Below are 26,843 nucleotides of genomic sequence, written 5' to 3'. Positions count from 1 at the left end.
CCTCATGCACCAGGCGCGGCTCGCTCAACCCGGGGCCGGTCGAGCCGGTCAGTTGGCGACCCCACCGGCCACCTTGCTGAGCACGGTGGCGAGCATCTGCGTCGGGTTGAAGTCGGCCGGCGCCTGCCGCGGCGGGAAGTCCGCGAACGTGTTGGCGTGCAGCTGCAGGATGTAGCCCGCCGGCATGACGGTCCACAGCTTCTCGCCGACGTAGATCGGGTAGGACGGCGCTTCCATGTGCTGCTCGAACGGGTCGACCCGCAGGTTCACCGGCAGCGGCACCGTCGAGCGCTTGAGCTGCCCGGCGAACCAGTCGTCCTTGACCTGGAAGTGGATCTTCCAGTTCCGGTACCGGATCGCGAACAGGTCGTGCTCGCCGTAGTAGTAGAACTCGTCGCGGGCCGACTCCTCGACCTCGCCGGTGAGGTACGGCAGCTGGTTGTACCCGTCCAGGTGGACCTTGAAGTGCTTGTCGCCGGCCTGGTGCCCGGCCAGCAGCTTCTCCTTGATGTCCGGGTCCCCGGCCGCCGCCATCAGGGTGGGGACGACGTCCTCCAGCGAGAAGATCCCGTTCAGCACCTGGCCGGCCGGGATGTGCCCGGGCCAGCGGATCGCGAACGGCGCCCGGAAGCCGCCCTCCCAGCCCAGGCCCTTCTCGCCGCGGAAGGGCGAGGTGCCGCCGTCCGGCCAGCTGAACTTCTCGGCGCCGTTGTCGGTCGCGAAGATCACGATCGTGTCGTCGGCGATGCCGAGCTCGTCGAGGCTGCCCAGGAGCTCACCGACCACCCAGTCCAGCTCCTGCATGCCATCCGCATACAGGCCGAACCCCGTCTTGTCCTTCCACCGCTCGGACAGGTGGGTCCAGACGTGCATGCGGGTCGTGTTGTGCCACAGCAGGAACGGCTTGTCCGCGTCGCGGGCCCGGGTCATGAAGTCGACCGAGTGCGCGAGCAGGTCGTCCTCGATGGTCTCCATGCGCTCGCGGGTCAGCGGACCCGTGTCGCGGATGGTCTGCTTGCCCACTCGGCCGAACCGCTCGTCGACGGTGTCGTCATCCACGTCGCTCGCCGTGCACTCCAGCACGCCGCGCGGCTTGAAGAAGTGCTGGAAGGCCGGGTGGTCGCGCGGGTAGTCAGGCTGCTCCGGCTCCTCCTCGGCGTTGAGGTGGTAGAGGTTGCCGTAGAACTCGTCCCAGCCGTGCACGGTGGGCAGGTAGTCGTTGCGGTCCCCGAGGTGGTTCTTGCCGATCTGCGCGGTCAGGTACCCGAGCGGCTTGATCAGCTCCGCCAGCGTGGGGTCCTCGGCCTGGATACCCTGCGGCGCACCGGGCATGCCGACCGTCGTGAGACCGGTGCGCATCGGCAGCTGCCCCGTGATCAGCGCGGCGCGACCGGCCGTGCAGCTCGCCTGCGCGTAGCAGTCGGTGAGCCGCACGCCGTCCGCCGCGATGCGGTCGATGTTCGGCGTCCGGGTGCCCATCAGGCCCTGGTGGTAGCAGCTCGGGTCGGACCAGCCGATGTCGTCGGCGAGGATGATCAGGATGTTCGGGGTGGACTGAGGCATGCCTCGAACGTAGGTGCGGGCGGACGGGGCTGGCATCACCCGCGGTGGGTGGCGCGCGGACGGCCGGGACGGCTCAGATCAGCGAGCGCCGCGCGATCACGTGGCCGCGGACGCTGGACAGCCGGCGCCACGGCCCCTGCGCGTGCAGGGTGACCGGCTCGTCCGCTCCCAGGAAGCCCAACGACTCGGCCACGTACGCGGCACCGGCCGGGACGCCGTCCACGCCGTCCAGGTCGCGGCCCCAGACGAGGGCCCGCAGCCGGACGACCGCGGCCGAACCGGAGCCCTCGCCGGCGCCGGTGGCGATCTCGTCGATCCCGGCCCGGGCCGCCACGCCGAGGGCCTGGACGTCGAGCGCGCCGACCGCCTGCCACCCGGTGCGCGGTGGCGTGACCCCGGCCCACCCGGCGTCCGTGGCGTCCATCGGCGGCACGGGCAGCGCCACGGTGCCGGTCTCAGCGGAGGGCCTCGCGAGCCGGTCCGCCAGTGCCGACAACGGGACCGTCCGGTCCAGCGCCGCCGGCGCGGCGAGCGGGACGACGCGCAGCCCCAGCACCGTCGGCCCCGAGCCGCCGTGCACCGGCGAGACGTAGACCGCCAGCGCCGTCCCGGCCGCGACCAGCCGGGCCGCGCCGTCCGGGTCGACCCGGCGGGCGCGAGCCAGGTAGGTGGTCAGGTCCGCGGCGGTCTGCGGGTCCGGCAGCAGCAGGTCACTCACTGCGGGACCGTCGCACCCGGAACGGCACGGGCTCGCCGCGCAGCGCGTCCAGGCGCTCCAGGTCGGCCTGGCCGATGCGCTTCGGCCGCTCGCTGACCAGGTCGAAGATCACCAGGGTGGATTCCGCCACGGCGTACCGAACCCGCTCGGCACCCTCGTGCGCGTCGTACACCTCGTACCCGACGTCGATGCGGGCGCCCTTTAGCTCGGTGATCCAGAGGTCGATGTGCACCGGCTCAGGACGCCACTTCAGCGGCTTGAGGTACTCGATCTCGTGCCGCACGACCAGGATCCCGGCGTCGAGCAGGCTCTTGTCCCCCTCGCCCGCCTGGTGCGCGGCGAACGCCTCGATCCGGGCGTCCTCGAAGAACCGCAGGTACTGCACGTTGTTCACGTGGCCGTAGGCGTCCATGTCGGACCAGCGCATCGGGTAGTCGCAGCGGTAGCGGGCCATGGCCGACATCCTGCCTTGCCAGCGGTGGGTCACGGCAACCCAGCGGCCGTGATCGGGCTGGGATACGGTGCCTGGCGTGCCCCGTGGACTCGACCTCGCCGCGCTGACCCGGTGGCTCGACGTCCACCACCCGCGACTGCGGGACGGCGACCTGCGGGCCGAGCTGATCGCCGGTGGGCGGTCCAACCTCACCTACCGGCTGGACGACGACACGCACCGCTGGGTGCTGCGCCGGCCGCCGCTCGGGCACGTGCTGGCTACCGCGCACGACATGAGCCGCGAGTTCCGGGTGATCGGCGCCCTGCACGGTGGCGCGGTGCCCGTCCCGGAACCGCTGCTGCTGTGCGCGGACGACTCGCCGCTGGACGCGCCGTTCTACGTGATGGAGCGGGTGGACGGCCTGGTGCTGCGCACGAGCGAGCAGCTGATGAGCGTCCCCGAGACGGCCCGGGGGCCGCTGGCGGAGCGCCTGGTGGACACGCTGGCGGCCCTGCACTCGGTCGATCCCGGCGCGGTGGGGCTCGGTGACTTCGGCCGCCCGGACGGCTTCCTGACCCGGCAGGTGTCGCGGTGGGGCAAGCAGCTGGCGGCGAGCCGCAGCCGGGAGGTGGCCGGGATCGACGAGCTGCACGCCGCCCTGGCAGCAGCCGTGCCGGCCGCTCAGCGAGCCACCGTGGTGCACGGCGACTTCCGGCTGGACAACCTGCTGGTGCGCCCCGAGCGCTGGGACGTCGCCGCGGTGCTGGACTGGGAGATGGCCACTCTCGGCGACCCCCTGACCGACCTCGGGCTGCTCCTCGTCTACTGGGGCGACGAGTCGACCCCCGCGTTGGGTTCGATCACGGACATGCCCGCCGCGGTGCGCGGTTTCCCGAGCGGCGGCGAGCTGGCGCAGCGCTACGCGGCCAGCGCGGGTCTCGACCTGACCGCGCTGCCCTGGTACGTGGCGTTCGGCTGCTTCAAGCTGGCGGTGATCCTCGAGGGCATCCACTACCGGTACACCCAGGGCCAGACCGTCGGGGCAGGGTTCGACCAGATCGGCGCCGTGGTGCCCGGACTGGTCTCGACGGGACGGCTCGCACTGGAGGAGACGCCATGAGTGACCTGCTCGCGCACGACGTGGCCGGCGACGGCGAGGCGGTGCTGCTGCTGCACTCCGGCGCGGCGGACCGCCGGCAGTGGGACGGCCAGTGGGCCGCGCTGACGGCCAGGCACCGGGTCGTGCGGCCGGACCTGCGCGGCTTCGGTGAAACCCCACCACCTCCCGAGCCGGGCTGGAGCGACAGTGCCGACCTGCTGGCCCTGTTGGACGCGCTCGGGATCGAGCGGGTCGCCGTGGTCGGCTCCTCGTACGGCGGCCGGATCGCGCTGGAGCTGGCCACCGTTGCGCCGCAACGGGTCTCGCAGCTGCTGCTGCTCTGTGCGGCCTACCCGGGGGTTCAGCGCACCCCGGCCGTCGAGGCGTTCGGCGAGGCCGAGGACGCCCTCCTCGAGGCCGGGGACGTCGAGGCCGCGGTCGCGCTGAACGTGCAGACCTGGCTGGGCCCGGACGCGACTCCGGCTGCTCGGGATGCCCTGGGCGAGATGCAGCGCCGTACCTTCGAGATCCAGCTGGTTGCCGACGACGACCTCGACCCGGTCCGGCCGGACGTGGACGCCGCGACGATCGAGGTCCCCACGGTGGCCTTCAGCGGCGGCCAGGACCTCGACCTCTTCCAAGACGTCGCCCGGCACCTGGCCGACGTGATGCCGCACGCTCGGCTGGTGGAGCTGGCGTGGGCCGGGCACCTGCCCGGGCTGGAGCGGCCCGAGCAGACCGGCTACCTGTTGCTCGCCGAGCTCGCCGCACCCGCCGAGCCCGCCGACGGAAAGGCCTGACGTGGACTTCGCCTACGACGACCGCACCCGCGCGCTCGCGGAGCGGCTGCAGACCTTCCTGGTTGAGCACGTGTACCCCGCGGAGGCGGTGCTGCACGAGCAGGTCCAGCGGGCCCGCGGCACCGACCGCGAGTGGTCGCGACCGGCCGTCGTCACCGAGCTCAAGGCTGCGGCCAGGGCGCAGGGCCTGTGGAACCTGTTCATCCCGGGCGAGCACGGCGCGGGCCTGACGAACGCCCAGTACGCGCCGCTGGCGGAGCTGACCGGGCGCTCCCCGTGGCTCGCGCCGGAGGCGCTGAACTGCGCGGCACCGGACACCGGGAACATGGAGGTGCTGGCGGAGTTCGGCACTCCCGAGCAGCAGTCGCAGTGGCTGGAACCGTTGCTGGACGGGCGGATCCGTTCGGCCTTCTGCATGACGGAGCCCGACGTCGCCTCGTCCGATGCGACGAACATCGAGACCAGGATCCGGCGCGACGGTGACGAGTACGTCGTCAGCGGGCGCAAGTGGTGGTCGACCGGTGCGATGGACCCGGCGGCGGAGATCTTCGTCGTCATGGGCCAGTCGGCGGACCCGGCCGACGACAGCGTGCACCGGCACCGCCGGCAGTCCATGATCCTGGTCCCGCGGGACGCCGAGGGGGTGCGCGTCGTCCGTGCCCTGCACACGTTCGGGTACGACGACGCCCCGCACGGCGGGCACGCCGAGGTCGCGTTCGACGACGTGCGGGTCCCGGCGGCCAACATCCTCAAGGGCGAGGGCGAGGGGTTCGCGATCGCCCAGGCCCGGTTGGGGCCAGGCCGGATCCACCACTGCATGCGGCTGATCGGCATGGCGGAGCGAGCGCTCGAGCTCATGTGCCGGCGGGCCAACGAGCGGGAGGCGTTCGGCCGGCCGCTGGCCCAGCAGGGTGTGGTGCGCGAGCAGGTCGCGAACGCGCGGGTCGCCATCGAGCAGGCCCGGCTGCTGGTGCTCAAGACCGCCTGGCTGATGGACACGGTCGGCAACAAGGGGGCGCACGCCGAGATCCAGGCCATCAAGATCGCGGTGCCGCTGATGGCCCAGCGGGTCATCGACGACGCGATCCAGGTGCACGGCGGAGCCGGCGTCTCGCAGGACACCCCGCTCGCCGAGCTGTGGGTCGCGGCGCGCACCCTGCGGCTCGCCGACGGTCCGGACGAGGTGCACCGCATGTCGCTGGCGCGCCGCGAGCTGGCCCGCTACTCCTGATCTGAAGTTGCGCGATTCGGACACCTCGGACAGGGTGCCGGGTGGGGAAGATCCCATGGGAGGTCCCACACCGTGCACCGTCGCACCGTTCTGCTGACCGTCGCGAGCCTGATCCCGCTCACCCTGGCCGCGGGGGTGAGCACCGCCAGCGCGACGTCCACCGCTAGCGCGACGTCCACCGCCAGCGCGACGTCCGGCGCGAGGCCGACGTCGGACCGGCTCACCCGGGCTGACCAGGCCACGCTGCGCCGCTACGCCGCCGACACCTGGCGCTCGTTCGTCGCCATGACGGACGACGCCACCGGGCTGCCGGCGGACAACATGACCGGCCCGGTCACAGCGCCGGTCCGGTCCGGCTACACCTCGCCGACCAACATCGGCGGCTACCTGTGGAGCACCGTGGTGGCGCGGGACACCGGGGTGATCTCCCACCGCGAGGCCTTGCGGCGGCTGTCCACGACGCTGCGGACGTTGCAGCACATGGACCGTCACCCGGCCAGCGGCATGTTCTACAACTGGTACGACGAGCACACCGCGGCCAAGCTCACGGTGTGGCCGACGTCCGGGGACCCGATCACCCCGTTCCTGTCCAGCGTCGACAACGGCTGGCTGGCGGCGGCGCTCATGGTGGTCTCCGGCGCCGAGCCGCAGCTGCGCCGGCAGGCCCAGGACCTGTTGCGCCCCATGGACTTCGGCTTCTTCTACAACCCCGCGCCGGCGCGCGACGGGGTGAGCGCCGGCTTCATCCGCGGCGGCTTCTGGGACACCGCCCCCACCGGCTGCGCGGTCGTGGACAACTACCGCGACCGCGGCCCGGACGTCTGGTACACCTGCAACAGCTACGACACGACGGTGACGGAAGCACGCATCGCGCTCTACCTGGGCATCGCGCGGGGCGAGATCCCGCCGCAGGCCTACTACGCGACGTGGCGCACCTTCCCGAGCACCTGCGACTGGTCCTGGCAGGAGCAGCAGCCGGTCGGCACCACCAGGACCTACCTCGGCGTCCCGGTCTACGAGGGCGCCTACCGGTACCGCGGTATGCGGCTGGTGCCGAGCTGGGGCGGCGACATGTTCGAGTCCCTGATGCCGGACCTCTTCGTGCCGGAGTCGGCCTGGGGCAAGCGCAGCTGGGCGGTCAACCACCCGCTGACCGTGCGCGCCCAGATCGAGCACGGTCTGGACGACGCGAAGTACGGCTACTGGGGCTTCTCGCCGTCCAGCACGCCCGGTGGCGGGTACCGCGAGTACGGCGTCGACGCGATCGGAATGAACTCGGACGGCTACTACTCGGACGCCGAGAAGACGGCCGTGGACGGCGGGTTCGGCGACTGCCGCCCTGCGACGGCGCCCGCACCGACGTTCGGCGACGGGGTCGTCACCCCGCACGCGTCGTTCCTGGCGCTGCCCTACGCCCCGCGGGCCGCGATGGACAACCTGGCCAGGCTCAAGCAGAACCTCGGCGCCTACGGCGACGGCGGCTTCTACGACGCCGTCGCGGTGCGGTCGGGCACGGTGGCCAGGACGTACCTGTCGCTGGACCAGGCGATGGTGATGGGCGCGATCGGCAACGTGCTCGAGGGCAGCCTGCACCAGGCGTTCGTCACCCCGGACGTCGAGCGACGGCTGCGCCCGCTGCTGGCCCGCGAGGTCTTCTCAGCCGGCGTGGACCGCTAGCGCCGAGCCTGGCGGTTCAGTGGCCGGGCTCAGCGACCGAGCTCAGCGACCGGACTCCAGCCGCTGCTGGAGCCGGTTCATCGAGTCCACCCAGCCGTCGGGGTCGGCCGCCTTGGCGGCGAGGTAGCCGGCCACCTCGGGGTGCGGCAGGACGAGGAACTCGCCGGTCCGCAACGCGGCCAGCACGGCGTCGCCGACGACGGAGACGTCCACCGCATCGGGCTCCAGGAGTGCGCGGCCGAGTCGACCAGACCCCTCGAGCATCGGCGTCCGGACGCCCTGCGGACACAGCGCCTGGACGACGATCCCGCGGTGGGAGTAGGTGAGTCGCATCCACTCGGCGAACGCGACCGCGGCGTGCTTGGTCACCGCGTACGGCGCACTGCCGAGCATCGTGAGCAGCCCGGCGGCGGAGGCGGTGACGAGCAGGTGCCCGCGGCCCCGCTCGAGCCAGGCCGGCAGGAGCTCCTCGGCGGCCCGCACGTGGGCGAGCACGTTGACCTCGAGGGCCTGGGACCAGGCCTGCGGGGTGGTGGCGCCCGGGCCGACCGGACCACCCCGCGGGGCGACGCCGGCGTTGGCGCAGAACAGGTCCACCTCGCCGAGGTGCTCGCGGGCCAGCGCGACGAGTGCGGCCACCCCTTCGGCGGTGGCTGCATCCCCCGGCGCGGCCAGCGCACCGATCTCGCTCGCCACGGCCTGCGCCGCATCAGGATTCAGGTCGTTGACGACCACCCGCGCGCCGCGCGTGGCAAAGCGGCGGCACAGCTCGGCGCCGATGCCCGACCCGCCCCCGGTGACGACGACCCCCGCGTCCTGCAGGTCGAAGACGGGCTCAGTCACGGACGACCACCACCCGGCCGGTCGTGCGGCCGGCCGCGAGCCGGGCCAACGCGTCGGGCACGGCCGCCGCAGCGATCCGCTCGGACACGAGAGGCTGGACGAGCCCGGCGGCCACGAGGTCGTTGACCTGTTGCTGGGCGTGCCGCACGGCACCCGGGTCGTGCTGCACGTACAGGCCCCAGTGCAGGCCCAGGACGCCGTAGTTCTTCACCAGGGCGTGGTTCAGGGCGGCCTGCGGCACCGTGCCGCTGGTGAAGCCGACGACGACGATCCGCCCCTCGAACGCAACCACCTTGGTGGAGGCGGCGAACGCGTCCCCGCCGACGGGGTCGTAGACGACGTCCGCGCCGCCCGGGCCGCAGGCCGCCTTGAGGGCGCCGACCAGCCCCGCGAGATCGCCTGCGGCGTGCCGGTCCACGACCTCGTCGGCGCCCAGCTCCCAGGCGACCTCGGCCTTCTCCGCTCCCCCGACGACCGCGACCACGCGGGCGCCGGCGGCCTTGCCGAGCTGGACGGCGGCGCTGCCGACCCCCCCGGCCGCGGCGTGCACGAGCAGCGTCTCACCGGCCAGCAGACCGGCTCGCCGGTGCAGCCCGAACCAGCCCGTCTGGTAGCCGACGTACAGGGCGGCGGCCTGGGCGTCGTCGAGCGCCTCCGGCGCCGGGAAGGCGGTCACGGCCGACATCACCGCGTAGTCCGCGAGCGCGCCGTGCGGCAGGTTCGGCGTGCCGAGCACGCGGTCGCCCACGGCGAGCGTCTCGACGCCCTCGCCCACGGCCGCAACGGTTCCGCAGAGCTCGATGCCGGGGGTGAACGGCAGCTCCGGCCGCAGCTGGTACGTCCCCGCGGCCAGCATGGTGTCGGGGTAGTTCAGCGCGCAGGCCGCGACCTCGACGAGCACCTCCCCCGGTCCGATCGCCGGCACCGGTACCTCGCGCCGCTCCAGGGCGTCCGCGGGGGCACCGTGCTGGACGACCTGCCAGGCCTGCATCGTGTGCGGCACAGCGGGTCCGTCACTCATCCGAGGCCACCCGACTTGCTGATGCCGCCGTCGACCACGATGGTCTGGCCGGTGACCCAGCCCGCGTCGTCCGAGAGCAGGAACGCGACGGGCCCGGCAATGTCGGCGGGCAGTCCCAGCCGCTTCAGCGGGTAGTGCCGGGCCACACGCTCCTCGTCGTGCGCGTAGAGCATCTCGGCGAACTTGGTCTTGACGATGGCCGGCGCGACCGCGTTCACCCGCACGTTCGGCGCGAGCTCGATCGACAGCGACTCGGTCAGCGAGATGACGGCGGCCTTGCTGGCGCCGTAGAACGCGATCCCGGGGGCGGGCTGCACGCCGGCGATCGACGAGATGTTGACCACGGCCCCGCGCCGCTCGCCGATGCCCGCCTTTACGGCGAGCTGGGTCCAGGCCAGGGTCGAGACGATGTTGGTCTCGGCGATCTTGCGGCCGGCGTCGAGGTCGAGGTCCAGCAACGGGCCGGCGACCGGGTTGATGCCGGTGTTGTTCACCAGGAAGTCCAGACCGCCGAAGGTGGCGACCGCCCGCTCGACCGTCTCGGCCCGGTGGTCGGCGTCGTCCGAGCGGCCGGCCACGGCCAGCGCGACGGCCGGGCCACCGAGCGCCGCCACCGCCTCGTCCAGCGCGTCGGGGTTGCGAGCGGTGATCACCACCGTGGCACCCTCGGCCACCAGGCGCTCGGCGATGCCGAGGCCGATGCCGCGGGAGGCTCCGGTGACGATCGCGGTCTTGCCCTCGAAGCGGCGCACCGGCCCGGTCACAGGCCCGGTCACAGGCCCGGTCACAGCCCCGGTCACAGGCCCAGGTCCCGGCCGATGAGCTCCTTCATGATCTCGTTCGAGCCGGCCCAGATCTTGGTGACCCGGGCGTCCCGCCAGGCGCGTGCCACGCGGTACTCGTTCATGTAGCCGTAGCCGCCGTAGAGCTGCACGCACTCGTCGAGCACGTCGTTCTGCACCTGGGCGCTCCACCACTTGGCCTCGGCCGCCTCGGCCGACGACAGGTCGCCCTGGGCGAACAGCACGATGCACTTGTCGACGAACGCCTGGGTGACGTCGACCTTCGTCTTCAGCTCGGCCACCTTGAACTTGTTGTGCTGGAACGATCCCACGGACTGGCCGAAGGCCTTGCGCTGCTTCACGTACTCGATCGTCTCGTCCAGGATCTGCGAGGCGTGCGCGATGTTCGCCAGGGCCGCGCCGACGCGCTCCTGCACCAGCCGCTCCATCATCGAGATGAAGCCCTGACCCTCCTCGCCGATGCGCAGCGCGTCCGGCACCCGCACGTCCTGGAAGAACAGCTCGGCGGTGTCGGACTCGGTCTGGCCGACCTTGTCGAGCTTGCGGCCGCGGGTGAAGCCCTCCATGCCGGTCTCGACGCCGAACAACGTGATGCCGCGGGCGCCCTTCGACGGGTCGGTGCGGGCGGCGACGATCACCAGGTCGGCGCTGTAGCCGTTGGTGATGAACGTCTTGGAGCCGTTGAGGATCCAGTCGTCACCGTCGCGCACGGCGTTGGTCTTGAGCGCCGCGAGGTCGGAGCCGCCGCTGGGCTCGGTCATCGCGATCGCGCAGACCAGCTCGCCCGTGCAGAACCGGGGCAGCCACCGCGCCTTCTGCTCGTCGGTCGTCAGCTCGGTCAGGTACGGCGCGCACACGCTGCCGTGGATGCCGAAACACGACGAGATGGACGCCGACACCTTGGCGAACTCCTCGGCCACCGCGACGCCGAACAGGTAGTCCTCGCTGCCGCCGCCGCCCCACTCGTCGGGGATGTGCAGGCCGAGCAGTCCCTGCTTGCCGGCCTCGAGCCAGAACTCGCGCGGCAGGCCGCGGTTCTCGATGAACTCGTCCTGGTGCGGGATCACATGACGGGCCAGGAACTCCTTGGCCGTGGCGCGCAGCGCCTCGTGCTCTTCGCTGAACAGGGTGCGGCGCACCGGGACCTCCAGAAGGTGGTGACTAAGCGCTTGCTTACCTGCTAGCCTCCCGAACCAGCCGCACCCTGTCAAGCGGTCTGCCAAGCGGTCGGACGACACCTGCGAGGGGGTTCGCGTGACCACCGGAGCACTCGAGTCCGGCGCGTTCGTCGGCCTGAACGAGACCTCCCGACGCATCGTCGAGGCCGCCGTCGAGGCGTTCGCCGACCGCGGGTTCCACGCCACCACGACGCGCGACATCGCCGTCGCGGCCGGCCTGTCCCCCGCCGGTCTGTACGTGCACTACCCGAGCAAGGCGGCCGTGCTGGCGCAGGTCAGCCTGCTCGGCCACGAGGGCGCTCTGCAGCTCGTCCGGGCCTCGCTGGCCACCGACCCACCCGACCTGCCCGATCGACCCGACGTACCCGAGGTGCCTGGCGGCAGCGCGGAGCGCCTGGAGCACTTCGTGCAGACCTTCACCGCCTGGCACGCCCGGCACCACAAGGTCGCCCGCGTCGTCCAGTACGAGCTCGGTGCCCTGAGCGCGCAGGACCGCGCCGAGGTGGCCCGGATGCGGCGCTCGATCGAGTCCCTCGTCGAGGGCGAGGTGCGCCGCGGGGTCGAGGCCGGCGAGCTCGCCGTCGACGACCCGCACGGGGTGACCCGCGCCGTCCTGTCGCTGTGCATCGACGTGGCCCGCTGGTTCGACCCCGCCGGCCGGGAGTCGCCGGAGGACGTCGCCGCCCTGTACGGCAGGCTGGCCCTGCGCATGCTGGGCGCCAGCAGCACGACGGCCAGCACGACGGCCAGCACGGCAGCCAGCGCGACGGCCAGGACGACGGAGGACACGTGAGCGAGCGGACGACGCCGGAGCCGGACGGGGACGGCGCCCAGCTGCTGGGCAGCCTGCTGCAGGTGCTCGACCTCGCCCCGCACGGTCAGGACGAGCACGGCCAGGACCTCTTCGTCGGCGAGAGCCAGCGCCAGCCGCACGGGCGGGTCTTCGGCGGCCAGGTGCTCGGCCAGACCCTGGTGGCGGCCGGTCGAACGGTCGAGCCCGGGCGCGACGTCCACTCGATGCACGGCTACTTCCTGCGGCCCGGGGACTCCAGCGAGCCCATCACGTTCGCCGTGGAGCGGCTGCGTGACGGCCGCTCGTTCAGCGCCCGGCGGGTGCACGCCATCCAGTTCGGCAAGCCGATCCTGTCGATGATCGCCTCGTTCCAGGACGAGGCGCCCGGGCTGGACCACCAGGACCCGATGCCCGACGTCCCGGGCCCGGACGAGCTGCCCACCACGGTCGAGCTCCTCGGGCACATCGACCACCCGGTCGCCCAGTACTGGGCGCGCGAGCGCCCGATGGACCTGCGGCACGTCCAGTCGCCGCTGTACTGGGAGGCCGACCCCGAGCGGGTGGCCCGCAACGCGGTCTGGATGCGGACGCCGTCCGCGATGCCCGACGACCCGCTGCTGCACCGGGCGGTGCTCGGCTACGCGAGCGACTACACGCTGCTGGAGTCGGTACTGCGCCGGCACGGCGGCACCTGGGCCACGCCGGGCCTGAAGGCCGCCAGCCTGGACCACGCCATGTGGTGGCACCGGCCGGTGCGGGTCGACGAGTGGCTGCTGTACGTGCAGGCCAGCCCGTCGGCGTCCGGCGCGCGGGGGTTGGGGATCGGACGGATCTTCAGCCAGGACGGACGGCTGGTCGCGTCGGTGGCGCAGGAGGGCATGCTGCGGGTCCCCGCCGAGCTGATCAGCTGAGCACGGATTCGTGCTCAACCCCGCTACTCCGAACCGGTCGACTTCGAGGTGACCTCGACCACAAAGGCTTCAGCGATCGCCCGGCGCCGCCGATGACACCTGCAAGCCCTCGTCAGACGACGGGGCGCCTGGTGTCACGCCGAGACCTGTCACGGCACCAGGGAGTCGTCTACACGACGCGTTGGTGGCAGGTACGGAGCGCCCAGGTAGTTCGAGCGGCCGTGCACCATGGCAGCTCTTGGGGGTAAGGACACCGCTGGAACCTCGCAGGTCGAGGCTCGCAGACGGTGGACCGGGGAACAGGTCCCCGACCCCGACAGGTCCCGCTTCGCAGGCGCTGACCTGGAGTACCCATGACCGCGACCCGTCGCGTGATTCATCCTGCCCTCTTCCGGCTCGTCATCGGCGCTGCGGTGGCCGTCGGGCTGGCGATCCCCCTGGCTGCCCTGAGCAGCAGCTCCGCGGACGCCGCGGTCTCCGCCTCCGTGGGCATGCACGCCGTCAAGGTGGCGGCGACCCGCAAGGGCGCCAGGTACCACCACGGGTCCCAGGGCCCCAAGGCGTTCGACTGCTCCGGCCTGACCCGCTGGAGCTACCTCAAGGTCGGCAAGCGGCTGCCCCGCACGGCCCAGGGTCAGTGGAACGCCACCGCACACATCCGCAAGACCTCACGGCGAGCCGGGGACCTGGTGTTCTTCTTCCACGGCAAGCACGTCTACCACGTGGCCATCTACGCCGGCCACGGCAAGGTCTGGCACGCGCCGCGGCCCGGCAAGCGGGTCAAGAAGGTCCCGCTGTGGACGTCGCACGTGCGGTACGGCCGGGTCCGCTGACCCACCGGGTGCTGCGCGGCGGTCAGTAGCCGGCGCGCAGCACCGAGGTCGCGGAGTGCGCGGGGTTCCCGTCGTCGTCCTGCAGGCTGATGTCGACGGCGTGGTAGCGGCTGACCAGGTCGTCGGAGACGTCGAACCGGGTCGAGCCGTCGGGCGAGACGACGCCGAGCGGCAGCATCTTGTTGGTGACCGGGTCCAGCAGCCACGCGTAGTAGAAGTGCCCGGCCCCGGCCGGTGCGAGCCCGGCGGTGGTGATCCGCATCCGGGTCAGGTCGTCGTCCGTCGCGGTCCCGGACATGCTGACCTCGCCCGTACCCTCCCCGGTGACCGGTTGCAGCGCAACGGTCCTGGACGTCGGGACGGCCTCGTCGCCACCCTGCCACCGGTCGATCCCGACAGCTCCGCAGACCAGGACCACGACGGCCGCCGCGCAGGCGGCCAGCCAGACCGGGAACCGGCGGTGCCGCCGGACGTCGAGTGCCGGCAGCGGCGCGGCCGCGACCTCGGGGGTCGGTTCGGTGCGCAGCAGGCGGGCGACCGCGGTGAGCGGGCCGTGCACGGCGGCGACCTCGACGAGCTCCGAGCGACAGGTCTCGCACTCGCGCAGGTGCTGCACGACGTCCCGCGTCCTGGCGCGGTCCAGCTCCCCGCGCAGCAGCGCGAGCAGGTCCTGGTCCGACAGCTCGTGGCTCACTCGAGCTCACCTCCCCTCTCCATCGCCGGCGGGTCGTCCTGCGTCAGCAGCTCCCCGAGTGCCTTGGTCCCGCGGGCCATTCTGGCCTTCACCGTGCCGAGCGGGACGTCGAGCACCTGGGCGATGTCTCGTTGCGTGCGGTCCTCGAAGTAGGCCATCTCGAGGGCCTGGCGCTGGGCGTCCGGCAGGCGGCTCATCGCGGCCCGCAGGTCCGCCGCCCAGGCGAACCGCTCGGCGATCTCGCGGCCGTCCTCGCCGACCAGGTCACGCAGGACGTCGACGCTGACCACCGTGGGGTGCCGACCCCGCAACGTGTCGATGGCCCGCCGACGAGCGATCGTGAACACCCAGCCCGACAGGCTCTGCCGCGGGTCGTACCGGTTCGAGCCGCGCCAGACATCCAGGAACGTCCTCTGCAGCACGTCCTCGGCCTCGTCCTGGCCGACGTGCCGGCGCAGGTAGGCGAGCACCGTGGGACCGATCAGGGCGTAGCACTCCTCAAGCGCTGCCTCGTCTCCGCTGGCCAGCCGAGGCCCCAGCGCGTCCACCACCTCCACGATGGCTACTTCGTACCGGGGGGCGCGACCGGTTGCAGTGCGGAGCGATGCAACCGCGCCAGCCGTCCGGGCCGAAGAGGGGTCGACCGGAACACCCCAGACCCCGCAACGACGCGGGGTCCCTGCTCGGGAGGCAACGTGTCCGTGATCCGCCGCTCCATCACCTCTGTCGTCGCCGCAGCCCTGCTCGGCGCGACCGCCCTCGCCGTCGCTCCGTCGGCGAGCGCCTCGACCCAGCACCGCGCCCGGCCCACGTCGGCCGCGCTGGGCACGAACAGCCTCGCCGCCGTGCTGGCGGCCGACGGGCACTCGTTCGACCGCAACTGGTCGGACTTCGACATCGTGGACGCCGCCGTCGGGGCGGTGCTGGCCGCGAAGCCGTCCAGTCCCGTCGCGGTCCTGGCCGACGGCACGGTGCCGCTGACCGCGTTCCTGCCCACCGACCGCGCCTTCCAGGTGCTCGTGGCTGACCTGACCGGGCACTGGTACCGCGCCGAGGCGCAGGTCTTCGCGGCCGCCGCCACGCTGGGCATCGACACCATCGAGGCCGTCCTGCTCTACCACGTGGTGCCGGGCGCCACGATCACGGCGAAGCAGGCGCTGCGCTCCGACGGGGCGGTCCTGCAGACCGCGCTGCCGGGCGCCACGTTCAAGGTCGACGTCCTCAGCCGGTGGTTCGGCATCGTCCAGCTCGTCGACAACGACCGCAACGACATCAACCCGTTCCTGGTGCCCGGCAAGCTGGACATCAACAAGGGGAACGTGCAGATCGCGCACGGCATCAGCTTCGTGCTGCGGCCCGCCGACCTCTGAGTCCCGGACGCGAAGCGACCCACCCCCCGAGCAGCCAGCTCGGCGGGTGGGTCGCTTCGTGCGGCGAGGGGCTCAGTCGCGGGTGAGCTTGCGGTACGTGACGCGGTGCGGACGCGCAGCGTCGGCACCCAGCCGCTCGACCTTGTTCGCCTCGTAGGACTCGTAGTTGCCCTCGAACCAGTACCACTTCGAGGGGTCCGCGTCGTCGCCCTCGTAGGCGAGGATGTGCGTGGCCACCCGGTCCAGGAACCACCGGTCGTGGCTGATCACGACGGCGCAGCCGGGGAACTCCAGGAGCGCGTTCTCCAGCGAGCCGAGGGTCTCGACGTCCAGGTCGTTCGTGGGTTCGTCGAGCAGCAGCAGGTTGCCGCCCTGCTTGAGGGTCAGCGCCAGGTTCAGCCGGTTGCGCTCGCCGCCGGACAGCACACCGGCCGCCTTTTGCTGGTCCGGACCCTTGAACCCGAACGTCGACACGTAGGCGCGCGAGGGGATCTCGACGTTGCCGACCTTCATGTAGTCCAAGCCGTCGCTGACGACCTCCCACACGTTCTTCTTCGGGTCGATGCCGCCACGGCTCTGGTCGACGTACGAGATCTTGACCGTCTCGCCGATCTTGAGGTCGCCGCTGTCGATCGGCTCGAGGCCCACGATCGTCTTGAACAGGGTGGTCTTGCCGACGCCGTTCGGGCCGATGACACCGACGATCCCGTTGCGGGGCAACGTGAACGACAGGTCGTTGATCAGGATCCGGTCGTCGAACCCCTTGCGCAGCGAGGCGGCCTCGATGACGACGCTGCCGAGCCGCGGGCCGGCCGGGATCTGGATCTCCTCGAAGTCGAGCTTGCGGGTGCGCTCGGCCTCGGACGCCATCTCCTCGTACCGGGCCAGGCGGGCCTTCGACTTGGTCTGGCGACCCTTGGCGTTGGACCGCACCCACTCGAGCTCTTCCTTGAGCCGCTTGGCGGTCTTGGCGTCCTTCTTGCCCTGGACCTGCAGTCGCTCGGCCTTCTTCTCCAGGTACGTCGAGTAGTTGCCCTGGTAGGGGTACAGCCGGCCGCGGTCGACCTCGGCGATCCACTCGGCGACGTTGTCCAGGAAGTACCGGTCGTGCGTGACGGCGAGTACGGCACCCGCGTACGCAGCCAGGTGCTGCTCGAGCCACTGCACGCTCTCGGCGTCCAGGTGGTTCGTGGGCTCGTCGAGCAGGAGAAGGTCGGGCTTCTGCAGCAGCAGCTTGCACAGCGCGACCCGGCGGCGCTCGCCGCCGGACAGCACGGTGACGTCAGCGTCCGGCGGCGGGCACCGCAGCGCGTCCATCGCCTGCTCGAGCTGGCTGTCGAGGTCCCACGCGTCCGCGGCGTCGATCTGCTCCTGGAGGGTGCCCATCTCCTCCATCAGCGCGTCCGAGTAGTTCTCGGCCATCTCGGCGGCGATCGCGTTGTAGCGGTCGAGGGCCGCCTTGATCTCGCCGGCGCCCTCCTCCACGTTGCCGAGGACGGTCTTCTCCTCGTTCAGCGGCGGCTCCTGCAGCAGGATGCCGACGCTGTAGCCGGGGCTCAGCCTGGCCTCGCCGTTCGAGGGCTGGTCGAGCCCCGCCATGATCTTGAGGATCGTCGACTTGCCGGCGCCGTTCGGCCCCACGACGCCGATCTTGGCGCCGGGGTAGAACGACATCGTCACGTCGTCGAGGATGACCTTCTCGCCGTGGGCCTTGCGCGCTTTGGTCATGGTGTAGATGAACTCGGGCATGCCCCCTAGGCTATCCGGCCCCACGGACCTGGCTGACCACACGCACCGCAGGCACGCACGACGTGGTGCAGGGCTAGGCGGTGGCGGCCAGCACCTCCCGCTCCTCGCCGTCGGCCACCGGCTCGGCCATCAGCTCCCCCGCGGGGGTCCGCCCCTCGTCGACCGGGGCGACCGGTCGGCGCTCGTGACCGGCCCGGCTCACCTTCTGGAAGTCCGCGCAGCCCCGACGCAGGTCGTGCCCCAGGGTGTGCGCGTTCAGCTCGAAGTCCTTGCCCGACCGGCCGTCCTCCGACTGCCACTCCCGACCGCGCAGGGCTCCGGTGACCACGACCGGCTGCCCCTTGCGCAGCGACCGGTCCGCGTTGAGCGCGAGCGAACCCCAGCAGCTCACGTTGACCCAGGTGGTCTCACCGTCGACGTACCCCTGGACCTCCTGGTCGAACTTCCGCGGCGTGGACGCCAACCGGAAGCTGGTCAGCGTCTGCCCCTTGGCGGTCGTGCTGCTCTTGGGATCGGTGGCCACGTTGCCGCAGATGGTCGTGATGATCTCGTTATCGGTCCTCCTCCGTCGCGGCCGGGTGCCGCGGGTGCCGACGTTTCCGGACTCGACAGCCACCGGGAAAGGGGACGCGTGACACCTGTGGACGGTGGGACGCACCCTCATCCACAGGATGCGGCGCAACCCCACCGTCCACAGCGGTCAGGAGCTGATCCGCTGCAGCGCCTCGCGGGTGGCACGGTGGTCCGCAAGCACCGCTGCCGCGGGCTGGACGACGCGTTGGTCCACGACGGCCCGCAGGGCGACCGTCAGCCGGTCCCGGGCGCGCTGGCCCCGCCGTCGGGCGGCCGATCCCGCCACGACCCGCACCACGATCCCGAGGAGGAAGCCGATCAGCAGGCCACCGAGCAGCATGAGCGTGGGCACCGGGATCGCTCCCAGGTACGGCGTGCCGGGCTCCGGCAGCTTCAGCCAGCCGGTGATCGCGAGCGCCACCAGCCAGACCAGACCCACGACTGCGGCCAGTGCGAGCAGCAGCTGCAGCGCGCCGACCACCCGCCACCAGGCGGGTCGGCGCAGACCGAGGTCCGTCGAGACCACGGCCTGGTCGGCGGCGTCGCGCAGGTCCTGCGGCGAGGGCACGGCAGCCGCCCGCGCCGCATCGGCCCACGGCTCGGGCAGGCCCTCGGCCGCGCGCTCACCGACGCGACGCAGCGCCACCTCGACCTTGGTGCGCTGGCCCGCGCTCGCCGGGGGCAACGACGACCTCACGAGATCTGCGTCGACCTGGAGCGCGCCCGCGTCCCGTCCGGGGTCACGGCCTGAGCCGCTGGCTGCGCCCCCCGAGCCACTCCCCGGCCGCAACCGCAGGCGCCGCAACGGGTCCGGGCGGAACCTCCTGGCCCAGCGGGTGAACGGCCAGCCCGCGGCGAGCCCGGCGTCCCGCTGGTACGCCAGCTCGACCGCCTGCACGACCCTGGGAACACCCGCGGCGTCCGCCAGGGCGTCCACGACCCCGCTGCCGTCGGTGAGCTGGGACACGGAGGGTTCCTTCGCTGCCACCTGGTCCTGGAGCCGGACGACCATCGAGTCCAGGTCCGCCGAGAGCCGCTGCGACCACGCGTTGCGCCGGTCCACGGCCGCGGCGAGCTCCTCACGCAGCCCGGGGACTCCGTCGCCGAGTACGGCCGAGGTGGTCAGGACCTCGACGTCGTTGAGGCCGTCCGCGGCAATGAGCCGCTGCAGGTCGCGCCGGCAGGACTCCAGCGCCTCCGGGGTGAGCCGGTCGGCCTGGTTCAGCACCACCACGGTCACCGCGTCGTGGCCGGCCAAGGGCGCCAGGTACCGGCGGTGCAACGCGGCGTCGGCGTACTTCTGCGGGTCGGTGACCCAGACGAACACGTCCACGAGCTCGACCAGGCGGTCCACCTCGAGGCGGTGCGACAGCTCGGTGGAGTCGTGGTCCGGCAGGTCGAGCAGGACCAGGCCCTGCAGCCGTTCGTCGCCGCTGTCCAGGGCGCTTTCGTGGCTGACCCGGTGCTGGCGCGGTACCCCGAGCCATTCCAGCAGGGCATCGGCGTGCTCGGCCCCGTACACGCACGCCGTCGCGGTGGAGGTCGTCGGACGGCGGGCTCCGACCGTGGCGATGTCCAGCCCCGTGAGCGCGTTGAACAGGCTGGACTTGCCGCTGCCGGTCGCGCCGGCGAGCGCGACGACCGTGTGGTCGGCGCTGAGCCTCATCCGCTCGGACACCCGGCCGACCAGCTCGCGACCGCCGCGAGCGGCGTGGGCATCGATCCGGTGCCCGGCGTGGTCGAGGGCGTCGCCGAGGGCCGCCGCCCGGTTCGCGACGTCCGTGGCGCTCGGCGCCCCGACGTGGCGGGGCTTGCGGCGGCTCATCGCGCGCCCTCCACGTTCGCGAGGGCCTTGCGGAGGTCATCGGCCCCGGGGCCGGGCTCGACCTCGGACAGCGCGAGGTCGTACCGAGCGCGTTCGTCAGCGAGCAGGATGTCGCACCGGGTCAGGAGGTCCGCGCGGGCCTGGGCCGCCAGGCCGCGGACGGCCTGGTCGCCGAACACGGCCTCGAGCAGGCGCTGCGCGAGCAGGGCGGTGCCGCCGGCGATGCCCACCTCCGCCCCCGAGAGGCCCGCGGTGTGACTGAACACGACGAGCATCAGCAGGACCCCGAGACCGTTCACGCCGTACGACAGCATCCGCGCGGTCGTGCGCCGGTCGCTGCCCTCGCTGCCCACCAGCTCCAGCACGAAGCCCTGCCAGTCGCGGGTAGCCCGGGCCGTCCGCTCGTGCAGGTCCGCGGACGCGGAGTCCAGCTCGGGGTGGGCCGCCACCAGCACGGCGCCGCCGTCGAGGTGCCGCCAACGCTGCCAGGCGTTCGCCGCCGCCAGCTCGGCCTCGCCGGTGACCAGCGACTCGACACCGGTCTGCAGGGCGACCTCGAGGTCGACCTCGGGCGCGGGCCGACCCTTGACCGCGGCCACGACCCGGTCCCGGATCCGGCCGACCCGAGCCTCCAGCGAGCGCAGCATCTCGCCGGTACCGACGAACTCCTGCCAGCGGGCGAGCACCTCCCCCCGCAGCATCGACCCATCCGACAGTCCGTCGACGATGGCCTCGCGCGCCTCGCCATAGGCCTCCGCGGCCGCGTGGGCCAGGGCCTTGCGGGCCGCGTCCTGGTCCTCGGCCGCTGCCGTCAGGGCTTCGATGCGCAGCGGCAAGGTCTGCAGGATGCCGTTCAGCGTGCGGCGCACCACCACCTGGCGAGCCTGGGCGTCCTTGGCGAGCGCGACCAGCCAGGAGCGGACGGGCCGCACGACCTCGGGGTCCAGCAGCCCGGCGTCGTCGACGGCGCTCTCGGCGATGGTGAACAACGGCGAGGACTTCAGCCCGCGCTCGCGCAGCATCTGCGCCAGGTGCAGGCGGACCTCGTTCATCGCCTCGGGCGGCACCCGGTCCAGCACGATCGCTACCGACGCGCCGCGCTCGGACGCGTCCAGCAGCAGGTCCCAGGGCACCGCGTCTGCGTACCGCGCGGCCGTGGTCACGAAGATCCACAGGTCCGCGGCGGCCATCAGCTGGGCCGCCAGCACGCGGTTCGCCGTCACGACGGAGTCGATGTCCGGGGCGTCGAGCAGGGCCAGACCAGCGGGTAGGGCGTCGCTCGCAGCCAGCCGCACCGCGGTGATGGCCGCGCCGTCCGCCCCTGCCGCGTCGACGGAGTCGACGGAACCGGCGTCGCCGGTGACCCGTCGCAACGACGGAAGCACCCGCGGGTCGGCGAAGGCGGCGGCGTCGTCCGGGTGGTGCACGAGCACCGGCGAGCGGGTGGTCGGACGCAGCACGCCGGATGCGCTCAACGGTGCCCCGACCACCGAGTTCACCAGCGTGGACTTGCCCGCTCCGGTGGAGCCGCCGACCACGGCGAGCAGCGGGGCATCCAGGGCGCGCAGGCGCGGCAGCACGTAGTCGTCCAGCTGCTCGACCAGCTGCTGACGAACGTCCCGGGCATCCGAGACCCCTGCGACGTCGAGCGGCAGGCGCAACCCATCGACACCACGGCGGAGCTCGTCGACGGCGACGAGCAGCGGGTCTCGATCCGACTCGTCCTGCACGAGGGTTCAGCCTGCCGTCTCCGGATCAGCTAAGCCAACTCGGCGCGCAGGAACAGGTCAGGGCAGCCCAAACCGTGACAGCCCGCGGCCCGGCACAGCACCATCGCGACGTCCTACACTCGGGCACCGAGGCCGCCACCCGCGGGCTCCGGCGCCCGTAGCTCAATGGATAGAGCAGCGGCCTTCTAATCCGCAGGTTGCAGGTTCGAGTCCTGCCGGGCGCGCCGACCGAGCGCCGTCAGCCGCTCCCCAGCAGTGCGTAGCGCTGGGCCGTCACCTCGCGCAGCAGCTCGCGCTCGACGTCCGAACCGCCGTGCGGCGACGACGTGCGGATGGCCCGGTCCCGGGCGAACGCGAGCTCGGTGGCCGCGGTCTGGAAGCCCCGCATCGCCTTCCGCCCCCGCGCACCGGCGATCTGCCCCGCCCAGGCCCGCGCCCGACGACGCTCGGACGTCGACCCGAGCATCTGCGCCTCGGCCGGGGTGAACCAGCCCGAGGCCACGTAGACCTGCAGGTGCTGGCGGATCAGCCGGCCCTCGCGGCTGCGGGCCCAGACCGCGAAGCCCACGGCGCCCACGAAGATCGGCACCTGAACGGCGACGTACACCCAGACGAAGCCGCGCAGACCGGCGATCGTGCTCAGGTTCCACAGGCCGTGCAGCAGCACCGCCACGAGCAGCCCAGCCAGCGGGGCGAGCACCCGCAGCGACCACCGGGACGTCTGCGCGGCGATGCCCAGCCCGATCCCGGTGGCCATCGTGAAGAGCGGGTGCGCGAACGGGCCGAACAGGCAGCGCAGCACGAACGTCACCACCAGGCCCGCCGCGCCGTCCTCCTGCAGCGCCCGGCCGAGGTAGAGCACGTTCTCGGTGAAGGCGAAGCCCAGGCCGGCCAGGCCGGCGTACACGATCCCGTCGACCACCCCGTCGAACTCCTGCCGCCGCCACAGCAGGATGACGAGCACGGCGCTGCCCTTGAGCGTCTCCTCGACCCACGGGGCCACCACCACGCCCGTCATCGACACGTCCCCGCCGTGCGCCGTGAGCACCGTCATCGAGTACGTGTTCACCACCAGCGCGATCGACGTCGCCACCAGCGCGCCCCACCCGAACGCGAACAGCAGCTGGCCCACCGGCTCGGCCTCGAGCCGGTCCAGCCACATCAGCGCGGGCAGCACGACGCAGACCGGTACCAGCGAGAACACGAACCCGGCGACGAACCCCGTGACGCCCGTGTCCGACCCGATCGCCAGCAGCACCAGCAGCAGCCCGGCGCCCATCACGACGACCGCGAGCGTCAGCAGCAGGCCACGGCCCAGGGCGCTGCGGGCGGTCCGCCGGGGCCCCCCGACGTCGACGGTGGCCGCCGCGGACGGGACGGTGGACCAGCCAGGGTCCGGTGAGGTCATGGGGCCAGAGGCTAGTCAGGTGAAGCGGCGTGGTCATCCGGGCCCAGGCACTCCCCCGCCCGTACGCTCGGCAGGTGGGGCGACACGGACTTCCACCACCGCGTCGGGCGGTTCCCTGGGAGCTGCTGGGCTGGGGGGTCTTCGCCTGCCTCGTCGCCGCCATCGCCGTGGTCTGGCTCGGCGGATCCTGGACCACCGCACTGCTCGTCGTGCTGGCCGGCCTGCTCGCCCTGGGAGCGCTCGCAGCCGTCGCCACCAGCGGGTCGACGCGCGCCCGCCGCCCGCCGTCCAACTAGGGTGGGCGCGTGGACCGTTCTGCTGACCGCATCGTCTGGATCGACTGCGAGATGACCGGACTCGACCTGACGCGCGACGCGCTGGTCGAGGTCGCCGTCCTGGTCACCGACTCCGAGCTCGAGATCCTGGGCGAGGGGGTGGACGTCGTCATCGCCTGCCCACCCGAGGCGCTGGAGACCATGCCGGACGTCGTCCGCGAGATGCACACGTCCAGCGGGCTGCTCGACGAGCTCGCAGCGGGCATCACCATGGAGGACGCCCAGCAGCAGGTCATGGACTACGTGCGCGAGCACGTCCCGGACGCCGGCAAGGCCCCCCTGGCCGGCAACACCGTCGGCACGGACCGCGGCTTCCTGGCCCGCGACATGCCCGAGCTCGAGCAGTACCTGCACTACCGGATCATCGACGTCTCCTCCATCAAGGAGCTCGCTCGGCGCTGGTATCCGCGCGCGTACTTCAACGCCCCCAAGAAGCAGGGCGGGCACCGGGCGCTCGCGGACATCCGCGAGTCCATCCTGGAGCTGCGCTACTACCGGTCCGCCGTGTTCGTAGCCGAGCCCGGCCCCGACTCCTCCACCGCCCGCAAGCTCGCGAAGCAGGCTGGGGCGGGCGCGCCGGCGACCGAGGCCGAGGCCGTCGCGGACTAGTGTCCCGAGCACTCCTTCGGAGCCGGTACGATGGTCGCCGCGGTGCGGGCGAGAGCCCGGACCGATGCACGTGGTGGGTGTAGCTCAGCTGGTAGAGCGCCGCGTTGTGGTCGCGGATGTCGCGGGTTCGAGTCCCGTCACTCACCCCACTGGTGACGCCGTTCCGTCATGTCGGGCAGATCGAGAGGGCTATCCGCCCTACATTGCCTCCATGGCAGACATCATCCTGGGCCTCCTGGCGATCGTCGCCGGCGGCGCCATGCTTCTCGCGGGCCAGTTCGTGCTGCGCCTGCTGATCCCCGTCTGGGGCTTCTTCACCGGGTTCGCCTTCGGCGCCGGACTCGTCGCCGAGCTCGCCGACGAGCGGTTCCTCGGCACGGTCCTCGGCTGGGTGCTGGGCCTGGTGTTCGCGGTGGTCTTCGCACTCCTCGCCTACCTCTACTACTACGTCGCCGTCACGCTCGCGATGGCCGCGTTCGGCTTCGCGATCGGCTCAGGGCTGGTCGTTGCCCTGGGCATCGACTGGAGCTGGGTGGCCGTGCTGGTGGGCCTGGTCGTCGGACTGGTCCTCGGCCTGGTGTCGATCGTCGGCAACATGCCGATGATCGTGCTCGTGGTCTTCAGCTCGTTCGCGGGCGCCGTCGGCGTGGTCGGCGGAGTGATGCTGCTGGTGGGCTCGCTGAACTCCGCGGACTTCACCAGGGGCGACTTCACCAGCACCGTCGACAACGGCTGGGTCTGGTCGCTGCTGGTGCTGGTCCTGGCGCTCGTCGGCATCCTCAACCAGGCCCGACAGCGGGCTGTGATGCGCCGGAGCATCCACGAGAGCTGGTACGCCGAGCACCCCTGAACCGAGAGCATGATGGATTCCGCACGACAGCACGATCACCGAGCGGAAGGTGCGAGGCGATGGCGACACTGCTGTCGGTCAACGTCGGGCTGCCGAAGGACGTGTCGTGGCGCGGACGCACCGTGCACACGGGTGTCTGGAAGAGCCCGGTAGCGGGGTCGCGCCTGGTCCGCCGGCTGAACGTCGACGGCGACGGGCAAGGTGACCTGGTGGGGCACGGCGGCGAGCAGCGCGCCGTGCTGGTCTACCAGATCGACTCCTACCGGCACTGGCAGAAGCTCTTCGGACGGGACGACCTGACGTACGGCGCGTTCGGCGAGAACTTCACGGTCGAGGGACTGGGCGACGACGAGGTCTGCATCGGTGACCGCTACCGGATCGGTGGGGCGGAGTTCGAGGTCAGCCAGCCCCGCGTCACCTGCTTCCGGGTGGGGATGCGGATGGGGGAACCCCAGCTCCCGGCGCTGCTGGTCGCCCACCACCGTCCGGGGTTCTACCTCCGCGTCCTGACCGAGGGTCGCGTGACGGCGGGCGACGGGATCGTGCGCACCTGGCGCGACCCGCGGGCGTTGAGCGTGGCCGCCGTCGATGCCCTGCTCTACCTGCCCGGCCACGAGGTGGAGCAGCTGCGAGCGGCGATGGACATCCCAGCCCTCAGCCCCGGCTGGCGCGAGTCGTTCCGGAGCATGGTGGAGGGCGGCGCGGGGGCGGCCCCAGCGGGTGTGCAGGTCGCTCCCACCCCTGCCTGGCCGGGCTTTCGTCGCCTGACGGTCGCCGACGTGGTCGCCGAGAGCACAACGGTGACCTCGTTCGGGTTCGTCGCGGACGACGCACTGCCGCCGTACCTGCCGGGTCAGTTCCTGGGCGTCCGCGTGCCCGGCGCGGACGGCGACCCCGCCCAGGTCCGGTCGTACTCGCTGTCGGGTGACCCGGACGGCGGCGCCTACCGGATCAGCGTGAAGCGTGAGGAGCGCGGTCTCGTCAGCTCCTTTCTGCACGCGCACCTGCGACCTGGAGACCACCTCGAGGTCGCGGCGCCGAGAGGTGACTTCACCCTGGACGACGGCTCCGACCCGGTGCTGCTCATCTCCGCAGGCATCGGCCAGACGCCCCTGCTGGCGATGCTGCACCGACTCGTGCGGGACCAGAGCGGGCGCGTGGTGTGGTGGGTCCACACCGCTCACGACGCGGACAGCCATGCCTTCTCCGCGGAGGTCGCCGACCTGCTCGGCCGGCTGTCGTCGGTGCACTCGTTGGTCTTCTACACCTCTGCGGCAGAGCCGCTGGCGCCGGACTCGGGGGTCCGGACGGGGCGGCTCACGGCCGAGGTCATCGCGGGTCTGGGTCTGCCGTCCGATGCGCACGCGTACCTGTGCGGCCCAGAGCCGTTCATGGACGACGTCGCGCAGGCCCTGACGGGGGTCGGCATCGCTCCCGCTCGTATCCACACGGAACGGTTCGGGTCGCGGTCGCCGATCAACCCCGGCGTGGTCGGGGCGCTCGCGCCGCGCCCGCATCAACCAGCCGGCGCACCCGGCGCCGGGCCCCCGGTGACCTTCGCCCGCTCGGGCCTGACGGCCGCGTGGTCGGACGCGTACGGGTCGGTGCTGGAGCTCGCCGAGGCGTGCGACGTGCCCACGCAGTGGTCGTGCCGCAGCGGCGTCTGCCACACCTGCGTCACGGCCGTGCTGTCCGGGGCGGCGTCGTACGCGACGCCACCCCTCGAGACGCCCGGTGACGACGAGCTCCTGATCTGCTCGTCCCAGCCGACCACGGCCCTCGTGCTGGACCTCTGAC

General features: G+C 72.2%; 26 protein-coding genes and 2 tRNA genes. 14 read left to right on the top strand and 14 right to left on the bottom strand.

Annotation, left to right across the window (positions count from 1 at the left end; genetic code table 11):
• Positions 1 to 48: 48 nt before the first annotated feature.
• The 3 genes from ABEB17_RS15980 to ABEB17_RS15970 form a co-directional block, all read right to left on the bottom strand.
• Entirely contained in the window at positions 49 to 1,563 is a 1,515-nt protein-coding gene (locus ABEB17_RS15980) for an arylsulfatase (RefSeq protein WP_345717722.1), read from the bottom strand.
• Between the two features lie 73 nt (positions 1,564 to 1,636).
• Entirely contained in the window at positions 1,637 to 2,281 is a 645-nt protein-coding gene (locus ABEB17_RS15975) for a DUF8185 domain-containing protein (protein WP_345717721.1), read from the bottom strand.
• Positions 2,274 to 2,735: an acyl-CoA thioesterase gene (locus ABEB17_RS15970; RefSeq protein WP_345717720.1), complete on the bottom strand. Its 462-nt coding sequence runs from the start codon at positions 2,733 to 2,735 to the stop codon at positions 2,274 to 2,276. Before ABEB17_RS15970 ends, ABEB17_RS15975 begins: the two co-directional genes overlap by 8 nt.
• A gap of 67 nt (positions 2,736 to 2,802) precedes the next feature.
• Here ABEB17_RS15970 and ABEB17_RS15965 point away from each other — a divergent pair, with 67 nt between their 5' ends.
• The 4 genes from ABEB17_RS15965 (at position 2,803) to ABEB17_RS15950 (ending at position 7,521) form a co-directional block, all read left to right on the top strand.
• On the top strand, positions 2,803 to 3,834 hold the full coding sequence (locus ABEB17_RS15965) for a phosphotransferase family protein (RefSeq protein WP_378227144.1): 1,032 nt from the start codon (positions 2,803 to 2,805) through the stop codon (positions 3,832 to 3,834).
• The gene (locus tag ABEB17_RS15960; RefSeq protein WP_345717719.1) at positions 3,831 to 4,613 is read left to right on the top strand and encodes an alpha/beta fold hydrolase; all 783 of its coding nucleotides are present in this window, start codon (positions 3,831 to 3,833) and stop codon (positions 4,611 to 4,613) included. Before ABEB17_RS15965 ends, ABEB17_RS15960 begins: the two co-directional genes overlap by 4 nt.
• 1 nt (position 4,614) lies before the next feature.
• Complete coding sequence (locus tag ABEB17_RS15955; protein WP_345717718.1) at positions 4,615 to 5,844, top strand: acyl-CoA dehydrogenase family protein; 1,230 nt, start codon at positions 4,615 to 4,617, stop codon at positions 5,842 to 5,844.
• 72 nt (positions 5,845 to 5,916) lie between these two features.
• Entirely contained in the window at positions 5,917 to 7,521 is a 1,605-nt protein-coding gene (locus ABEB17_RS15950) for a glucoamylase family protein (protein ID WP_378227143.1), read from the top strand.
• A 42-nt stretch (positions 7,522 to 7,563) separates the two neighbouring features.
• Here ABEB17_RS15950 and ABEB17_RS15945 read toward each other — a convergent pair whose 3' ends face one another.
• Genes ABEB17_RS15945 through ABEB17_RS15930 form a run of 4 tightly spaced genes read right to left on the bottom strand, consistent with a single transcriptional unit; the run spans position 7,564 to position 11,327 of the window.
• Entirely contained in the window at positions 7,564 to 8,364 is an 801-nt protein-coding gene (locus tag ABEB17_RS15945; protein WP_345717717.1) for an SDR family oxidoreductase, read from the bottom strand.
• Complete coding sequence (locus tag ABEB17_RS15940) at positions 8,357 to 9,355, bottom strand: NADPH:quinone oxidoreductase family protein (RefSeq protein ID WP_345717946.1); 999 nt, start codon at positions 9,353 to 9,355, stop codon at positions 8,357 to 8,359. The genes ABEB17_RS15945 and ABEB17_RS15940 overlap by 8 nt, the downstream gene beginning before the upstream one ends.
• Before the next feature lie 26 nt (positions 9,356 to 9,381).
• Entirely contained in the window at positions 9,382 to 10,161 is a 780-nt protein-coding gene (locus tag ABEB17_RS15935) for an SDR family oxidoreductase (protein ID WP_345717716.1), read from the bottom strand.
• A gap of 20 nt (positions 10,162 to 10,181) precedes the next feature.
• Complete coding sequence (locus ABEB17_RS15930) at positions 10,182 to 11,327, bottom strand: acyl-CoA dehydrogenase family protein (RefSeq protein WP_345717715.1); 1,146 nt, start codon at positions 11,325 to 11,327, stop codon at positions 10,182 to 10,184.
• Positions 11,328 to 11,442: 115 nt separating this feature from the next.
• Here ABEB17_RS15930 and ABEB17_RS15925 point away from each other — a divergent pair, with 115 nt between their 5' ends.
• From ABEB17_RS15925 to ABEB17_RS15915, 3 genes are all read left to right on the top strand, one after another.
• Positions 11,443 to 12,159 (top strand): TetR/AcrR family transcriptional regulator, encoded by a 717-nt coding sequence (locus ABEB17_RS15925; protein WP_345717714.1) that lies wholly within the window; start codon positions 11,443 to 11,445, stop codon positions 12,157 to 12,159.
• Complete coding sequence (locus ABEB17_RS15920) at positions 12,156 to 13,070, top strand: acyl-CoA thioesterase (RefSeq protein ID WP_378227142.1); 915 nt, start codon at positions 12,156 to 12,158, stop codon at positions 13,068 to 13,070. Before ABEB17_RS15925 ends, ABEB17_RS15920 begins: the two co-directional genes overlap by 4 nt.
• Before the next feature lie 353 nt (positions 13,071 to 13,423).
• Complete coding sequence (locus ABEB17_RS15915; protein WP_345717713.1) at positions 13,424 to 13,903, top strand: C40 family peptidase; 480 nt, start codon at positions 13,424 to 13,426, stop codon at positions 13,901 to 13,903.
• Positions 13,904 to 13,925: 22 nt separating this feature from the next.
• Here ABEB17_RS15915 and ABEB17_RS15910 read toward each other — a convergent pair whose 3' ends face one another.
• Positions 13,926 to 14,597: an anti-sigma factor gene (locus tag ABEB17_RS15910; RefSeq protein ID WP_345717712.1), complete on the bottom strand. Its 672-nt coding sequence runs from the start codon at positions 14,595 to 14,597 to the stop codon at positions 13,926 to 13,928.
• Positions 14,594 to 15,154, bottom strand: a complete 561-nt coding sequence (locus tag ABEB17_RS15905; protein ID WP_345717711.1) for an RNA polymerase sigma factor — start codon at positions 15,152 to 15,154, stop codon at positions 14,594 to 14,596. The genes ABEB17_RS15910 and ABEB17_RS15905 overlap by 4 nt, the downstream gene beginning before the upstream one ends.
• 138 nt (positions 15,155 to 15,292) lie before the next feature.
• Between ABEB17_RS15905 and ABEB17_RS15900 the strand changes: the two genes are divergently transcribed.
• A complete protein-coding gene (locus tag ABEB17_RS15900) occupies positions 15,293 to 15,967 on the top strand; it encodes a fasciclin domain-containing protein (RefSeq protein WP_345717710.1) in 675 nt (224 codons plus the stop codon).
• Positions 15,968 to 16,039: 72 nt separating this feature from the next.
• On the opposite strand, the gene ettA is transcribed toward ABEB17_RS15900, so the two are convergent.
• The 4 genes from ettA to ABEB17_RS15880 all read right to left on the bottom strand — a co-directional run bounded on the left by ettA (position 16,040) and on the right by ABEB17_RS15880 (position 21,844).
• Complete coding sequence (gene ettA / locus ABEB17_RS15895; protein WP_345717709.1) at positions 16,040 to 17,716, bottom strand: energy-dependent translational throttle protein EttA; 1,677 nt, start codon at positions 17,714 to 17,716, stop codon at positions 16,040 to 16,042.
• 73 nt (positions 17,717 to 17,789) lie between these two features.
• Positions 17,790 to 18,332, bottom strand: coding sequence for a single-stranded DNA-binding protein (locus tag ABEB17_RS15890; protein WP_345717708.1), 543 nt, complete (start codon positions 18,330 to 18,332; stop codon positions 17,790 to 17,792).
• 84 nt (positions 18,333 to 18,416) lie between these two features.
• On the bottom strand, positions 18,417 to 20,114 hold the full coding sequence (locus tag ABEB17_RS15885) for a GTPase (RefSeq protein ID WP_345717707.1): 1,698 nt from the start codon (positions 20,112 to 20,114) through the stop codon (positions 18,417 to 18,419).
• Positions 20,111 to 21,844: a dynamin family protein gene (locus ABEB17_RS15880; protein ID WP_345717706.1), complete on the bottom strand. Its 1,734-nt coding sequence runs from the start codon at positions 21,842 to 21,844 to the stop codon at positions 20,111 to 20,113. Before ABEB17_RS15880 ends, ABEB17_RS15885 begins: the two co-directional genes overlap by 4 nt.
• A gap of 151 nt (positions 21,845 to 21,995) precedes the next feature.
• On the opposite strand from ABEB17_RS15880, the gene ABEB17_RS15875 reads away from it, so the two are divergent.
• A tRNA-Arg gene (locus ABEB17_RS15875) sits at positions 21,996 to 22,068 on the top strand.
• 14 nt (positions 22,069 to 22,082) lie between these two features.
• Here ABEB17_RS15875 and ABEB17_RS15870 read toward each other — a convergent pair.
• On the bottom strand, positions 22,083 to 23,252 hold the full coding sequence (locus ABEB17_RS15870) for a PrsW family intramembrane metalloprotease (protein WP_345717705.1): 1,170 nt from the start codon (positions 23,250 to 23,252) through the stop codon (positions 22,083 to 22,085).
• A gap of 74 nt (positions 23,253 to 23,326) precedes the next feature.
• Here ABEB17_RS15870 and ABEB17_RS15865 point away from each other — a divergent pair, with 74 nt between their 5' ends.
• From ABEB17_RS15865 to ABEB17_RS15845, 5 genes are all read left to right on the top strand, one after another.
• The gene (locus tag ABEB17_RS15865) at positions 23,327 to 23,548 is read left to right on the top strand and encodes a hypothetical protein (protein ID WP_345717704.1); all 222 of its coding nucleotides are present in this window, start codon (positions 23,327 to 23,329) and stop codon (positions 23,546 to 23,548) included.
• Between the two features lie 9 nt (positions 23,549 to 23,557).
• A complete protein-coding gene (gene orn / locus ABEB17_RS15860; RefSeq protein WP_345717703.1) occupies positions 23,558 to 24,196 on the top strand; it encodes an oligoribonuclease in 639 nt (212 codons plus the stop codon).
• Between the two features lie 73 nt (positions 24,197 to 24,269).
• Positions 24,270 to 24,345 (top strand) — tRNA-His (locus ABEB17_RS15855).
• 62 nt (positions 24,346 to 24,407) lie between these two features.
• Positions 24,408 to 25,046, top strand: coding sequence for a DUF4203 domain-containing protein (locus ABEB17_RS15850; RefSeq protein ID WP_345717702.1), 639 nt, complete (start codon positions 24,408 to 24,410; stop codon positions 25,044 to 25,046).
• A 59-nt stretch (positions 25,047 to 25,105) separates the two neighbouring features.
• Positions 25,106 to 26,842 (top strand): MOSC domain-containing protein, encoded by a 1,737-nt coding sequence (locus ABEB17_RS15845; RefSeq protein WP_345717701.1) that lies wholly within the window; start codon positions 25,106 to 25,108, stop codon positions 26,840 to 26,842.
• The last annotated feature ends 1 nt before the right edge of the window (position 26,843 follow it).

The sequence above is a fragment of the Angustibacter luteus genome, assembly GCF_039541115.1.
Taxonomy (GTDB): domain Bacteria; phylum Actinomycetota; class Actinomycetes; order Actinomycetales; family Angustibacteraceae; genus Angustibacter; species Angustibacter luteus.
Note: the sequence above shows the minus strand (reverse complement) of the source record. Positions and strands in the feature narration are given on the sequence as shown.

Bases quoted from the DNA above. Each gene is read 5' to 3' on its own strand.
- ettA (WP_345717709.1), bottom strand. From the start codon at position 17,716: ATGCCCGAGTTCATCTACACCATGACCAAAGCGCGCAAGGCCCACGGC.
- ABEB17_RS15915 (WP_345717713.1), top strand. From the start codon at position 13,424: ATGACCGCGACCCGTCGCGTGATTCATCCTGCCCTCTTCCGGCTCGTC.
- ABEB17_RS15870 (WP_345717705.1), bottom strand. From the start codon at position 23,252: ATGACCTCACCGGACCCTGGCTGGTCCACCGTCCCGTCCGCGGCGGCC.
- ABEB17_RS15960 (WP_345717719.1), top strand. From the start codon at position 3,831: ATGAGTGACCTGCTCGCGCACGACGTGGCCGGCGACGGCGAGGCGGTG.
- ABEB17_RS15850 (WP_345717702.1), top strand. From the start codon at position 24,408: ATGGCAGACATCATCCTGGGCCTCCTGGCGATCGTCGCCGGCGGCGCC.
- ABEB17_RS15885 (WP_345717707.1), bottom strand. From the start codon at position 20,114: ATGAGCCGCCGCAAGCCCCGCCACGTCGGGGCGCCGAGCGCCACGGAC.
- ABEB17_RS15845 (WP_345717701.1), top strand. From the start codon at position 25,106: ATGGCGACACTGCTGTCGGTCAACGTCGGGCTGCCGAAGGACGTGTCG.
- ABEB17_RS15980 (WP_345717722.1), bottom strand. From the start codon at position 1,563: ATGCCTCAGTCCACCCCGAACATCCTGATCATCCTCGCCGACGACATC.
- ABEB17_RS15940 (WP_345717946.1), bottom strand. From the start codon at position 9,355: ATGCAGGCCTGGCAGGTCGTCCAGCACGGTGCCCCCGCGGACGCCCTG.
- ABEB17_RS15970 (WP_345717720.1), bottom strand. From the start codon at position 2,735: ATGGCCCGCTACCGCTGCGACTACCCGATGCGCTGGTCCGACATGGAC.